The organism is Congregibacter sp., from assembly GCF_965660375.1.
GTDB lineage: Bacteria > Pseudomonadota > Gammaproteobacteria > Pseudomonadales > Halieaceae > Congregibacter.
In genome coordinates, this window is record NZ_CBFHZO010000016.1 from 53,672 (window position 1) to 66,922 (window position 13,251).

At 57.6% G+C, this 13,251-nt stretch carries 12 protein-coding genes; 10 read left to right on the forward strand and 2 right to left on the reverse strand.

What is annotated here, in order from left to right:
- Positions 1-34: 34 nt before the first annotated feature.
- From ACTG3T_RS01780 to hisC, 6 genes are all read left to right on the forward strand, one after another.
- Positions 35-892: a PstS family phosphate ABC transporter substrate-binding protein gene (locus ACTG3T_RS01780; protein ID WP_439100562.1), complete on the forward strand. Its 858-nt coding sequence runs from the start codon at positions 35-37 to the stop codon at positions 890-892.
- Positions 885-2,990 carry an ABC transporter permease subunit gene (locus ACTG3T_RS01785; protein ID WP_439100550.1) on the forward strand — a complete coding sequence of 702 codons (2,106 nt, stop codon included), beginning with the start codon at positions 885-887 and terminating at the stop codon, positions 2,988-2,990. The genes ACTG3T_RS01780 and ACTG3T_RS01785 overlap by 8 nt, the downstream gene beginning before the upstream one ends.
- A 52-nt stretch (positions 2,991-3,042) precedes the next feature.
- Positions 3,043-4,437 carry a phosphate ABC transporter permease PstA gene (gene pstA / locus ACTG3T_RS01790; protein ID WP_439100551.1) on the forward strand — a complete coding sequence of 465 codons (1,395 nt, stop codon included), beginning with the start codon at positions 3,043-3,045 and terminating at the stop codon, positions 4,435-4,437.
- Positions 4,438-5,259 (forward strand): phosphate ABC transporter ATP-binding protein PstB, encoded by an 822-nt coding sequence (gene pstB, locus ACTG3T_RS01795; protein WP_439100552.1) that lies wholly within the window; start codon positions 4,438-4,440, stop codon positions 5,257-5,259. It begins immediately after the preceding gene.
- A gap of 122 nt (positions 5,260-5,381) precedes the next feature.
- The gene (gene phoU, locus ACTG3T_RS01800; RefSeq protein WP_439100553.1) at positions 5,382-6,101 is read left to right on the forward strand and encodes a phosphate signaling complex protein PhoU; all 720 of its coding nucleotides are present in this window, start codon (positions 5,382-5,384) and stop codon (positions 6,099-6,101) included.
- Positions 6,101-7,168 carry a histidinol-phosphate transaminase gene (gene hisC / locus ACTG3T_RS01805; RefSeq protein WP_439100554.1) on the forward strand — a complete coding sequence of 356 codons (1,068 nt, stop codon included), beginning with the start codon at positions 6,101-6,103 and terminating at the stop codon, positions 7,166-7,168. Before phoU ends, hisC begins: the two co-directional genes overlap by 1 nt.
- Positions 7,169-7,198: 30 nt before the next feature.
- On the opposite strand, the gene ACTG3T_RS01810 is transcribed toward hisC, so the two are convergent.
- Both ACTG3T_RS01810 and gltA read right to left on the reverse strand, forming a co-directional pair.
- A complete protein-coding gene (locus ACTG3T_RS01810; protein WP_439100555.1) occupies positions 7,199-8,344 on the reverse strand; it encodes a beta-ketoacyl-ACP synthase III in 1,146 nt (381 codons plus the stop codon).
- A 49-nt stretch (positions 8,345-8,393) separates the two neighbouring features.
- Complete coding sequence (gene gltA, locus ACTG3T_RS01815; protein WP_439100556.1) at positions 8,394-9,686, reverse strand: citrate synthase; 1,293 nt, start codon at positions 9,684-9,686, stop codon at positions 8,394-8,396.
- Positions 9,687-9,985: 299 nt separating this feature from the next.
- Between gltA and sdhC the strand changes: the two genes are divergently transcribed.
- From sdhC to ACTG3T_RS01835, 4 genes are all read left to right on the forward strand, one after another.
- Positions 9,986-10,360: a succinate dehydrogenase, cytochrome b556 subunit gene (gene sdhC, locus ACTG3T_RS01820; RefSeq protein WP_439100557.1), complete on the forward strand. Its 375-nt coding sequence runs from the start codon at positions 9,986-9,988 to the stop codon at positions 10,358-10,360.
- Complete coding sequence (gene sdhD, locus ACTG3T_RS01825) at positions 10,354-10,713, forward strand: succinate dehydrogenase, hydrophobic membrane anchor protein (RefSeq protein WP_439100558.1); 360 nt, start codon at positions 10,354-10,356, stop codon at positions 10,711-10,713. Before sdhC ends, sdhD begins: the two co-directional genes overlap by 7 nt.
- Positions 10,714-10,751: 38 nt before the next feature.
- The gene (gene sdhA, locus ACTG3T_RS01830; RefSeq protein ID WP_439100559.1) at positions 10,752-12,515 is read left to right on the forward strand and encodes a succinate dehydrogenase flavoprotein subunit; all 1,764 of its coding nucleotides are present in this window, start codon (positions 10,752-10,754) and stop codon (positions 12,513-12,515) included.
- Positions 12,516-12,550: 35 nt separating this feature from the next.
- Positions 12,551-13,251, forward strand: a 701-nt coding sequence (locus ACTG3T_RS01835; protein WP_439100560.1) for a succinate dehydrogenase iron-sulfur subunit, incomplete at its 3' end; no start/stop codon positions are given.

Consider the following 13,251-nt stretch of genomic DNA (forward strand, 5'->3'; position numbering starts at 1 on the left):
CTACTTTGCGTTCGCTTTGTATGCCTGCCTTTGGGTGCCATCACTTCATGGGGCTGAGCCCCTCACGGGTAAGTTGGTGAGCACGGGTTCTGACACCATGGGCTCTCTCACCTCAATTTGGGCAGAAATGCTGACAGCGCGATACCCTCAGGTTTCAGCGCAGGTTCGTGCTATCGGCTCCGGGGCGGCCCCCACGGCACTGGTGCAGGGTACGGCAAATATCGGGCCCATGAGCCGGCCCATGTCCCCCGATGAGCTAAGCGCCTTCATTCGAAAATACGGTTATCCGCCTACGGCAGTGCCCGTCGCTCAGGACGCACTGGCGGTCTTTGTCCACAGAGACAATCCGCTGGACAGCATTACCACAGCGCAACTCGATGCGGTTTTTTCGGCGACGCGACGCTGTGGGTACCCCGGCGCCATCCGTTCCTGGGATGCTCTGGGACTGGGGGCACCATGGAATCAGCGGGTGATCAGCGCCTACGGTCGAAGCGCGGCATCGGGTACCTACAGCGTTTTTCGCCGCCAGGTGTTGTGTGCCGGTGACTTCGCCATTCAGCTCAATCGCCTGGTGGGTTCTTCTGCCGTCGTGCGCGCGGTGGCTATGGACGCCTACGGCATCGGCTACGCCAGTGCGGGATTTCTCAATGCCAGCGTCAAACGCCTACGAGTGCTCGACAGTGGCGGAATCGATGAGGCAGTGCTGGCGCGACGTCTTTTCGTGTACATCAATCGACCACCCGATGCGCCTGTGGATCCACTCATCGCCGCGTTTATGGAGGTGGTGCTGAGCACGGAAGGGCAGAGAGAGGTCGCCCGCCTGGGCTACGCTGCTCTTCCGGCCTCGGAGCTTCGGGGGCTGCGCTCCAGCCTGGGTTTAACCCGTGGCTGACAGTGCGTCAAAAATTACTGCGCGGCGACGCGCGCGGGATCGCATTGCGACTCTGGCCATCGGTGCGGCCGGTGGTGCTGTGATCCTCATGATTCTGCTGATTCTGGCTTACCTCCTATACGTTGCTATGCCCCTGGCGAGTGCTGCCAGGATCGAGTCTGTGTCCACGCAGGTCCTGCCAGCCGGCGCGGAATCCCTGATTTTTGCCGGAGAGAGACACTTTCTTGTGCCTGACGGCGCAAGCCGTTCCGAAGGCGAAGTACGGCGTACAAATCAATACGCGGCGCGTTTAAACGCCAACGCCCTGGAGATTTTTGTCATTCCACCGGCGGGTGTGGGTGGCGAGCCGGATAGCTCCACTCCCACGCCCGCAACCCTCGAGGTGCAGGCAACGATCGCCGTGAGCGATGCAGTGCCCTCCAGCTTGGCCATTGACGCGGAAGGGGACCGGCTTGTCTACGCGTTTTTCGACCAACGGGGTTTGCTCCACGCGGGGGAGCTTGGCACGTCTCCCACATCCCCTGTCGTTTCAACGGGTCCTAGCGTCATGGCGGCGGAGTTTTCTTCGGGCGTGATTCGGGTGGACGCGGGGTTGGGCATGGTGGTGGTCGTCAAGGACCGGTTCTATCTTCGCTGGCATCCCGGGCGCAGTCCGAAAAGCGTGGTGCAGGGGCGGCTCCCGGCTCTCCAAAGTTCCGCAAAACACATTGTCTGGGGGCCCAACCACGAAACCCTGTTGCTGGTGGATCAGGAGAACCGCGTGTATCGCTTTGATATCGCGCGCACAGGCCTCCCCTTGCTGGGCGAGCCGTGGGAAGCGTCCATGAATGTGCGTGCTTTGGTGAGTGAGGGCCGGCGCCGGGTGGTTTATTTTTTTGGTGAGGGCGGCGAGCTACTGGTGCAGGTTCCCAGTAGTAAGGAGGAGCTTTTGCGGGAGATTGTTCCAGCGCTGAAAGGCCCCGGAGAGCTGGGGCTGGATATCTATAACAACAATAACAAAAACGTTGTTTATCGACTGACGGACAGGGAACGGGTGAGCGTGATGCTCAGCAACCCCTCACCGGAAACCGGATGGCGGAGTCTTTGGAGTCCCCAGTGGTTTGGTGGTTACGACGCCCCGGGACAGTACTGGCACCCCGATGGTGCGGCTATTGGTGTCTTGTCGAAGCTGAGCCTGTCGCCGCTTCTTTACGGCACTTTCAAGGCAGCCATTTATGGCATGTTGCTAGCGATCCCCCTGTCTCTGGGTGCGGCGGTATATACAGGCTACTTTTTGCCTCCCCGGATCCGCAATCGCATAAAGCCGAGCATTGAAATGCTCGAGGCATTCCCCACGGTAGTGTTAGGTTTTGTTGCCGGTTTGTGGTTGGCACCGCTGCTGTTGGACTACCTGCTTCCGGTCCTGCTACTCCCCGCGCTGCTTCTGGGCCTGCCGGTTTTTCTGTCTTTGATTCATCTGCTGTTGCAACTGGCGTCGCCGAGGTTTCAACGGCGACCACCCCGCATGGCGCTGGTCGCCGCAGTTTATCTGATTGCGATCGCCCTACTCATGATGAACGGTGAGTTGCTTGAGAGTTGGTTGCTGGAAACCTCCTTGCGCGACTGGCTTTGGAGCGAGTGGGGGGTAGCCTATGAGCAGCGCAATGCGCTTCTGGTAGGTATGGCCATGGGTGTCGCCATCACCCCGGTGATGTTTTCCATCATCGAAGACTCTATTTTTGCCGTTCCCCGGAGCCTTTCTGACGGGAGCCTTGCCCTGGGCGCAACTCGCTGGCAGTCCCTCGCGCGGGTAGTGCTTCCTGCGGCGTCGCCGGCGATATTGTCAGCGCTGCTGATCGGTATCGCCCGAGGCCTTGGGGAGACTATGATTGTTCTTCTCGCTACGGGAAACACTCCGCTTATGGAACCGGGTGCGTTTTCCGGGCTGCGAAGCCTGAGCGCGAGCATCGTGGTGGAGCTCCCCGAGGCGGGCTCTGAAAGCGTGCAGTTCCGCCTACTGTTTCTCGCCGCCCTGGTACTCTTCGGGCTTACTTTTGTTCTCAATACCGTCGCAGAGCTGTTTAGACAGCGGCTGCGCTACGCTTATGCAAACCGCTGAACCTCTTGTTAATGTATCGAGGCTCCAAAGCGGTGTCCGCCGAGCCGAGCCCATGGTCTGGCTAAGTGCCGGCGCCGTGGTGCTTGCATTGATGGTGTTGCTGGGCTTTTTGAGCTTATTGGCATTTCGCGGGTTTCCGCATTTCTGGCCTCAGGCGCTGGTGCAGCTGCAAAGCGCCGAGGGTAACCCGCAGACCCAACTGGGCGTGATACTTGATCGGGAGCTGGATACCAGGGAAACCCTCCGCCGCGTACTGCTCCACCGCGGCGCAGAAGATTATTTCGATTCACCGCTGCTATGGGTAGATGAAGCGGGTGTTTCGGGTCGCACCGTGCCCCCGAGCGCGCTGGTCATTGAAAGAAAAAACCAGGGGCCCGTTTTTGGTTTTCTGGAAGCTCTACAGACGCGGAAAGGCTCTCAGGCTCTTGCGGGACTCCCTCCCGCGGATCAGGTCGCGCTTTTGGAAGCTGCGATGGATGATCGGCTGCCAGTACCGCAAGCGGAAGGGGCGCTACTGCGGGTCCGTCTTGCATCCGGACTTGTTATCGCGCTACCCCTTGGCGACCTGAGAACGGTCTACGCTCCCAATGCTATGAATGCAGTAGAAAAAGTTGCACATTTCTTTGCTGCCATGGGGCGCTTTCTTGGCGATTCACCGCGGCAGGGTAATGTGCAGGGGGGGGTGTTTCCCGCCATTGTGGGTACTGTCATTCTGGTCCTGCTTATGGCTTTGATTGTGTCGCCCGTGGGCGTGCTGGCAGCGATCTATCTACAGGAGTATGCCTACCGCGGGCCAGTGACGCGACTCGTGCGTATTGCCGTTAACAATCTTGCGGGGGTTCCCTCCATTGTTTACGGCGTATTTGGTCTCGGCTTTTTCGTCTACGCTATCGGGGGCTCCCTCGACGCGTTGCTGTTCGAGGACAAGCTGCCCGCGCCCACCCTGGGTTCCCCCGGACTTCTTTGGTCGGCGCTGACCATGGCGCTGCTCACGCTTCCCGTGGTGATCGTATCCACAGAGGAAGGCCTGGCGCGGGTACCCATCAGCTTAAGGGAGGGAAGCCTTGCTCTGGGCGCAACACGGGCCGAAACACTGTGGCATGTGGTGCTCCCCGCGGCGTCCCCCGCGATACTCACGGGACTGATTCTGGCGATAGCCCGGGCCACGGGAGAAGTTGCACCTCTGTTGCTGGTGGGCGTGGCTAAGTACGCCCCGGGGCTGCCGGTGAGTGGGGAGTTTCCCTATCTGCACCTGGATCGACAGTTTATGCATCTGGGTTTCTCCGTTTATGACCTGGGTTTTCAAAGCACTCATATTGAGACGGTAGAGGGACTGGTTTTTGCCACGGCCATGCTCCTGGTGCTCATCGCTTTATTGCTGAATATTGCCGCCGTCCTGTTGCGCAGTCGCTTACGCAACGCCTTCAAACCACAAGAAGCCGTCTGAATGAAAAGTCATAGTATCGATGTGAAGGCTCTGAAAAGAGCGCCAGCACCCTCCCGGGATGACGATGTATGTCTGCATGTCGAGGACCTGAGCCTTCATTACCTCCGCAGCCAGAACGTGGCGCTGCATAACGTTAGCCTGGCTATTCCCCGCAAGTGCGTGACTGCTTTCATCGGTCCTTCGGGCTGCGGAAAATCGAGCTTGCTGCGCTGTTTTAACCGCATGAATGATCTTATCGAGGGGAGCATTATCAGCGGTCACGTCTGGCTTGATGGGGAGGACGTGTATGCCAAGGGCGTGGATGTGGCGACCCTTCGTCGCCGGGTGGGCATGGTGTTTCAGTCGCCTAATCCCTTTCCGAAGAGCATCTATGAAAATGTTGCCTTTGGATTGCGGATTCAGGGGCGCAACAAAAAGCGCGTCCTGGATGAGCTCATCGAAAAAGCCCTTCGCGCCGCGGCGCTCTGGGATGAAGTCAAGGATCGTCTGGAAGCGAATGCCCTGGTGTTGTCGGGAGGGCAGCAGCAGCGTCTTGTGATTGCCCGCGCCATTGCCGTGGAGCCGGAGGTGCTGCTCCTTGATGAACCGGCCTCAGCCCTCGACCCCATTTCGACACTGCGGATTGAGGAGCTGATTTATGAACTCAAAACCCGGTACACCATTGTGATTGTGACGCACAACATGCAGCAAGCCGCGCGCGTTTCGGATATGACTGCCTTCATGAACCTTGGTCGATTGGTGGAGTTTGGAGAAACGGATACACTCTTCACCAATCCTCGAGAATCGCAAACCGAGGACTACATCACCGGGCGATACGGATAACAGCGTTCCTCGCGATACCGACCCCCTCGATATTCTTCTTTTTGATATCGCGGACAGGCGTTTCGGAACTTTCCCGAAGCGCGGTACCCTAATTTAAGACAAGCAAGGCTCAAGGAGCAGGCGTGCAAGGTGATCAGCACAGGCAGCATATTTCCGGTCAGTTTAATGCGGAACTGGATGCCATGAAAAACCATTTGCTGGAGATGGGAGGGCTTGTGGAGCAGCAGCTTGGCCGTGCGATGTCCTCGCTGCTGGCCCGTGATAGCGGCGAGGCGGAAGAGGTGGTGCGCGCTGATCAACAGATCAACGAAATGGAGCTCCAAATCGATGAAGAGTGTTCGCGGATTCTGGCGCGGCGCCAACCCGCGGCAAGCGATCTGCGCCTGGTCCTGGCCGTTGCCAAGTCCACAACGGATCTCGAACGAATCGGTGACGAAGCGACCCGTATCGCACGACAGGCGACAAAACTGTCGGAGTTACCCCCTTCCTCGGGGACCACACCGGAGTTCCGCCTAATCAGTGGCCACGTGGGGAATATGCTGAGACAGGCGCTGGACAGTTTTGCCCGCCTGGATGTAGCCCGGGCAGTTGATGTGGTGCTGGACGCCGATGGGGTGAATGCTGAGCATGATGCTGCGATGGAGAGTCTGCTGCGCCTCATGAAAAGCGATGCCGATAGTATTGATGGGATTGTGCATGAGATGTGGGCCCTTCGGGGCCTGGAGCGAGTGGGCGCCCATGCGACAAACATTGCGGAGCAGGTTATCTATCTGGTGCTGGGTCGTGATGTGAGACATATGAAGCCCGGTGAATTGCAAACTCTTGTGAGGAGTGATGGCTGATGAGTCGTCGATTCTGGAGCGACCTCACTGCCAGGCTGGAGCCCTACACGCCGGGAGAACAGCCGCAGCTTGATAATCTGCTGAAGCTCAATACCAACGAGAGCCCCTATCCGCCCTCGCAGCGTGTGATGGAGGCGCTTCGGGGGCTCACCGGTGATGAACTGCTGCGCTACCCCGATCCGGGAGCCAGGGCACTGAGGGAGGCGGCGGCAGATTTTCACGGTATCCCGGTGGACTGCGTGTTTGCCGGGAACGGATCCGATGAAGTGCTTTCTCACGTTTTTCAGGGGCTGCTCAAGCACAGCCGCGAGCTTCTCTTTCCCGATATCAGCTACAGCTTTTACCCGGTGTGGTGCCAGCTTCATGGAGTCCAGTATCGACAGGTTCCTCTGCGGCAGGATTTCAGCCTTCGCGTTGAGGATTACGACACGGCGGCGGCGGCGGTGATCATACCCAATCCTAACGCGCCCACAGGCCTTCTCGCACCGCTTGTGGTCATTCGTCAGTTTCTTGAGGCGGCGCCCAACCGGCTTCTTGTTGTGGATGAGGCGTATATCGATTTTGGGGGAGAGTCGGCAATCCCGCTGCTCGCCGAGTACGACAATTTACTGGTAGTGCAAACCCTGTCGAAGTCCCGGGCCCTGGCCGGGCTGCGCATCGGTATGGCTTTTGGTGCTAAGGAGCTTATAGAGGGTCTTGAGCGAGTTAAGGACAGCTTTAACTCCTATCCTCTCGGTGTCGCAGCGCAGCGTGCGGCGACGGCAGCCTACCGCGACGGCGACTGGTTCCAGCAATCCTGCAATGCTGTCATAGCGAACAGAGAGTCATTGACTGATGCGCTGGTGGCACTGGGCTTTGAGGTTTTACCCTCGGCCGCGAACTTTGTGTTTGTAAAGCACGATACTCTGTCGGGCCGCGTTATTTTCGATGCCCTCAGGGCAGAGGGCGTGATAGTGCGACGCTGGGATAAGCCGCGCATCGAGGATTACCTGAGAATAAGCGTTGGTACGGAGGAGCAATGTGAGCGTCTTGTGGAGACTCTGCGGCAGGTGCTGCCGGCTTTATAACTTCGATAAGCCTGTGCCCGGAGCGCAGTCTTAGCAGCGCTCCAGGACAACGCTGCCGATGCTATATCCCGCACCGAAGGATGACAGAACACCCAGCTCACCCACTTCAAAGTCATCATGGTGCTTGTGGAAGGCAATGACCGATCCGGCGGAACTGGTATTTGCATATTCATCGAGAATAACTGGTGCCTCGTCGGTGGTGGCATCCCGTCCCAGCACCCGTTTGGCTATGAGCACGTTCATATTCAGGTTGGCCTGATGTAACCACAGGCGTTTGAGATCACTGGAGGCTATGTCAAGAGTGGCCAGTTGATCGTTTATCTGCGCCGCTACCGCAGGGCAGACTTCCTTGAAGACTTTTCGTCCTTCCTGGACAAAAAGCTTGTCCGTTTTTCCCACACCCGCCTCATCACCACGGTTAAGGAAGCCGAAGTTGTTTCGGATATTGTTCGAAAACATGGTTTGCAGACGACTGTCCAGTACTCGGAAATTGCTGCTGGAGGGCCCCGGTTCGTCGCTGAGTATCATCGCGGTGCACACATCACCAAAAATGAAGTGTGAATCCCGGTCCCGGAAGTTCAGGTGACCGGTGCAGATCTCCGGATTGACCACCAATACGTGCTTTGCGCTGCCGCTTCTAATAGCATCGCGGGCTTGCTGAAGCCCAAAGGTAGCCGATGAGCACGCCACGTTCATATCGAAGGCAAAGCCGCCGCAGCCCAGCGCTGACTGGATTTCCACTGCCATGGCCGGGTAGGCGCGTTGCATGTTGGACGCTGCGCAGATCACTGCATCCAGGTCTCCAGGCTCAAGGCCTGCCGCCTTCAGCGCCTCGCGCGACGCAATGAGTGCCATCTCGCACATCACGGAAGGCTCCTCATTTGAGCGCTCGCTGATGTTGGGCGTCATGCGCTGGGGGTCAAGAATCCCCTCTTTGTTGACGACGAAGCGTGAACGGATCCCTGAGGCTTTTTGGATAAACTCCGCTGAGGAATGAGCGAGGGCTGGCATGTCGCCTGCGGCGATAGCCTCCGCGTGCTCGGCGTTGTGCAGGTCAACAAACTGATTGAAGCTTTCCACCAGTTCTTCATTGCTGATGGAATGGGGGGGTGTATACAGACCGGTGCCGGTCAGGTAGACCTCGTTAGTCCCTGAAGATACCGACATTCCGGTCATAGCTGCCCCTGCTTCTACCTAAAATGTTTACGTTGCTGCGCAGCGATGGTCAGCTGCGATCGTTTATCTTCACAAAGTCGCGCTGTGCATGACCGGTGTAAAGCTGCCGTGGTCGGCCAATGCGGTAACTTCCCGAGATCATTTCATTCCAGTGCGCAATCCACCCCACGGTTCGGCCCACGGCAAAAATCACCGTGAACATGCTCGTTGGTATGCCAATAGCCTTGAGGATGATCCCTGAATAGAAGTCCACATTGGGGTAGAGCTTTTTCTCGATAAAGTAATCGTCTTCCAGCGCAATTGCTTCCAGGCGCTTGGCAATGGCGAGTAGCGGGTCATTCTCAATACCCAGTTCAGCGAGGACCTCGTCGGCGGCCTCTTTCATAACTTTGGCGCGGGGATCAAAGTTCTTGTATACACGGTGACCGAACCCCATAAGACGGAATGGGTCATCCTTGTCTTTTGCCCGGGCAACGTACTCATCGATGCGCGACACGTCTCCGATCTCTTCAAGCATGTTCAATACGGCCTCGTTGGCGCCCCCGTGCGAAGGGCCCCATAGTGCGGCGATGCCGGACGCAATGCAGGCGAAGGGATTCGCCCCCGAGGAGCCGGCGAGACGCACCGTGGAGGTTGATGCGTTTTGCTCATGATCGGCGTGAAGAAGAAAGACTCGATCCATGGCCTTGGCCAGCACCGGTGATACATTGCTCGGTGCGCAGGGCGTGCCAAACATCATATGCAGGAAATTCTCGGCATAACCCAGGCTGTTGTCCGGGTACATGAACGGCTGTCCGATGGAGAACTTGTAGCTCATCGCGGCCAGCGTAGGCATCTTGGCAATGAGACGGAACGCTGCTACCTGACGGTGGTGCTCGTCAGAGATGTCCAGGGAATCGTGATAGAACGCAGACAGCGCGCCCACCACACCACACATAATCGCCATGGGATGCGCGTCGCGACGGAAGCCGTTGAAAAAGGTGCGAATCTGCTCGTGCACCATGGTGTGGTTATGCACGGTGCTTACGAACTTCTCTTTTTGCTCGGCGTTGGGAAGTTCGCCATAGAGCAGCAGATAACAGGTTTCCAGATAATCCGAATCAGCGGCCAGCTGATCAATGGGATAACCGCGGTGTAGCAATACACCCTTGCCGCCATCAATATAGGTGATCTCCGATTCGCAGGCTGCGGTGGAAACGAAGCCCGGGTCATAGGTAAACATACCCTTGCCCGTGAGACCGCCGACGTCGACTACATCCGGTCCGATAGATCCGGAGTAAACAGGCAGTTCTACACTACCTTCAATGCCGTCGATGGTAAGGGTTGCTTTCTTTTGACTCATGGGAGAACCCGCGTGTTTTCAGTGGGTCGCCAACTATAGAGAGTGCCGAACGTTTGTCAATTGACGGGGTGGGTTCTTCTGCATTCATCGCGCAATCAGCGATAACAGCCTTGATCGGAGTCAATTGTAATGGACCTGTCGAATCTCTATACTCGCGCCGTTTTTGAGGGTATCGCAGCTCATAACCGCTTTTTGAGGCGTTTGCAGCTGGGATACAAAGCGAGGAGCATTAGGGCAACGCCTAAGGGCGGTGGCCAAAGCTGCTCAAGGACCATTCCAGATTCAGGAGCTGTCCGTCTGTGAAAGACAATCGTCCGGTTAATCTCGATATCGGAACCATCCGATTACCCATCACTGCCTACGCGTCAATCCTGCACCGGGTGTCCGGCGTGATCATGGTAGTGGCTTCTTTTTTACTACTGTGGGCATTGGACCTCAGCCTCGCGGGGCCCGAGACCTTTGCCAGGCTCGGAGAGCTGTTTGGCAGTCCGCTGCTGAAGATCGTGGTCTGGGGTATCGCCACGGCACTGCTCTACCACAGCTTTGCAGGGGTCAAGCATCTCATTATGGATTTCGGCGTCGGTGAAACTATGGAAGGGGGTGTGCTCGGCGCCCGTCTGGTGTTCGTTCTCACCGCCATCAGTGCTGTTCTGGTAGGAGTCGTTTTATGGTAACCGCGGTTACAAGTCTTTCCCGCTCGGGGTTGTCGGACTGGTTGGTGCAGCGCGTCACTGCCGTTATCCTTTTGGCGTTCTTCCTGTTTGTCGGTGCGAAGTTGGCAGTGGGCATCTCTTATGCCGAGTGGTCAGCATTGTTTGCACAGACCTGGATGAAGATTTTTACCATGCTGGCGATGCTGTCGCTGGCCGCCCACGCCTGGATTGGCATGTGGGGTGTGTTCACGGATTACCTCACGGAGCGTCTCATGGGTTCCCGGGGCAATGTATTAAGAATCGGCTTGCAGCTGTTGACGTCGCTCTCGCTGGTGATATTTGTGATTTGGGGTGTCCAGATAGTCTGGGCCTGAGTCGGTTAAAAAGTCCTGCAACAGGAGCTTAAAAACGAATGCGCACAATTTCTTTCGACGGTGTAATTGTTGGCGGCGGCGGTGCAGGCATGCGCGCAGCACTCCAGCTGGCTCAATCGGGCTACAAAACAGCGGTAATCAGTAAAGTGTTTCCAACGCGGTCGCATACCGTGTCAGCTCAGGGTGGGATTACCTGTGCGATTGCCAGTGCAGATCCCCAGGACGACTGGCGCTGGCACATGTACGACACCGTCAAGGGTTCTGACTATATCGGTGACCAGGACGCTATTGAATACATGACGTCTGTGGGCCCGGAAGCAATTTATGAGCTGGAGCACATGGGGCTGCCGTTCTCCCGCACGGAGGAGGGGCGTATCTACCAGCGGCCCTTCGGTGGACAGTCAAAGGATTTCGGGAAGGGCGGCCAGGCTGCCCGTACCTGCGCAGCGGCCGATCGCACGGGCCACGCTCTGCTGCACACGCTTTATCAAAACAACGTCAAGAACAACACGGTGTTTTTTAACGAGTGGTTCGCTACGGATTTGGTGAAAAACCAGGACGGCGTTGTAGTCGGCGTCATCGCCATCTGCATCGAAACCGGCGAAGTGGTGTACGTAAAATCCAAGGCCACGGTATTTGCCACGGGCGGCGCGGGTCGTATCTATGCTTCCACGACCAACGCGCACATCAACACCGGTGACGGCATTGGTATGGCACTGCGGGCAGGATTCCCCATGCAGGACATGGAGATGTGGCAGTTCCACCCCACGGGCATTTACGGCGCCGGCACCCTTGTCACCGAGGGATGTCGCGGTGAGGGCGGGTACCTGATCAATAAGGACGGTGAGCGTTTTATGGAGCGCTATGCGCCCAACGCCAAGGATCTCGCCGGGCGTGACGTGGTCGCGCGCTCCATGGTTTTGGAGATTCTTGAAGGGCGCGGTTGCGGTCCCGATGCGGACCATGTGTTCCTGAAGTTGGATCACCTCGGGGAAGAGGTGTTGGAGAGCCGTTTGCCGGGCATTCTTGAGCTGTCTCGCACCTTCGCCCACGCCGATCCGGTGAAAGAGCCCATCCCGGTGGTGCCTACCTGCCACTACATGATGGGGGGTATCCCGACCAACGTTAACGGGCAGGCGCTCACCATCGACGCTCAGGGTAATGATCATGTGATCCCGGGCCTCTATGCCTGCGGTGAGGCGGCCTGTGTGTCTGTACACGGTGCCAACCGTCTGGGGGGGAATTCGCTGCTGGACCTTGTGGTGTTTGGCCGCGCAGCGGGACTGTTTATTGAAGAGTCCCTCCGCTCAGGCATCGAAGCGCGGGAGGCATCGCCTACCGATATCGAAGCGGGGAATCAGCGGCTGGCCAAGCTTGACGCGGCACCCGTGGGTGAGAGTGTTGCGGAGCTTCGCAAGGAGCTTCAGGGCGTTATGCAGAATCACTTTGGCGTGTTTCGCAAAGGCGACTTTATGCGCGATGGCATCAAGCTGCTGGAAGAGCTGCGTCCCCGAATCGAAAACATCGGCGTTGCTGACAAGACGCAGGCTTTCAACACGGCACGCATCGAAGCGCTGGAGCTGCAGAACCTCTTTGAGGTGGCAGAGGCGACCGCGATACCCGCGGAGAACCGCACCGAAAGTCGCGGCGCCCATGCTCGTGACGATTACCAGGAACGGGATGACGAGAACTGGCTGTGCCACTCGCTGTATTTCCCCGGTGACAAGAGTGTAGGGAAGCGCGACGTGAATTTTGCGCCCAAGGTTATGGACAAGATGGAGCCCATGGCTCGTAGCTATTGATCCTCTCGGGGAACGAACGAAACGGAGTTATTTGCATGTTGCAGGTCAGTGTATATCGCTACAACCCGGAGCAGGACGCCGAGCCGTCCATGCAGACCTTTGAAGTCGATACCGGCGGCAAAGACGTCATGGTTCTCGATGTTCTAGAGGACATCAAGGCGCAGCAGGATGCCTCTGTGACCTATCGTCGCTCCTGTCGGGAGGGCGTCTGTGGTTCCGACGGCCTCAACATGAACGGCAAGAACGGTCTGGCGTGCATTACGCCGCTTTCCGAGACGGTGAAGAACAACAAGCTGGTGATCAGGCCGCTTCCGGGGTTGCCCGTGATTCGCGATCTGGTGGTCGATATGAGTATGTTCTACACCCAGTACGAAAAGGTGCAGCCCTACCTGCAAAACGATGCGCCGGCACCGGCTATCGAGCGGCTCCAGTCTCCGGAAGATCGCGCCAAACTCGATGGCCTCTACGAATGCATTCTCTGCGCCTGCTGTTCCACAAGCTGCCCGTCATTCTGGTGGAACCCGGATCGTTTTATTGGTCCCGCGGGCTTGCTTCAGTCCTATCGCTTCCTCGCCGACAGCCGTGATACGGCCACCGAAGAGCGTCTGTCTCGTCTTGATGATCCCTTTAGCGTGTTTCGTTGCCACGGCATTCAGAATTGCGTAAACGTGTGTCCTAAAGGCCTGAATCCTACCCGCGCCATTGGCCATATTCGCAGCATGTTGCTCAAACAGGC

Bases quoted from the DNA above. Each gene is read 5' to 3' on its own strand.
- pstA (WP_439100551.1), top strand. From the start codon at position 3,043: ATGGTCTGGCTAAGTGCCGGCGCCGTGGTGCTTGCATTGATGGTGTTG.
- pstB (WP_439100552.1), top strand. From the start codon at position 4,438: ATGAAAAGTCATAGTATCGATGTGAAGGCTCTGAAAAGAGCGCCAGCA.
- hisC (WP_439100554.1), top strand. From the start codon at position 6,101: ATGAGTCGTCGATTCTGGAGCGACCTCACTGCCAGGCTGGAGCCCTAC.
- ACTG3T_RS01810 (WP_439100555.1), bottom strand. From the start codon at position 8,344: ATGACCGGAATGTCGGTATCTTCAGGGACTAACGAGGTCTACCTGACC.
- gltA (WP_439100556.1), bottom strand. From the start codon at position 9,686: ATGAGTCAAAAGAAAGCAACCCTTACCATCGACGGCATTGAAGGTAGT.
- sdhD (WP_439100558.1), top strand. From the start codon at position 10,354: ATGGTAACCGCGGTTACAAGTCTTTCCCGCTCGGGGTTGTCGGACTGG.
- sdhA (WP_439100559.1), top strand. From the start codon at position 10,752: ATGCGCACAATTTCTTTCGACGGTGTAATTGTTGGCGGCGGCGGTGCA.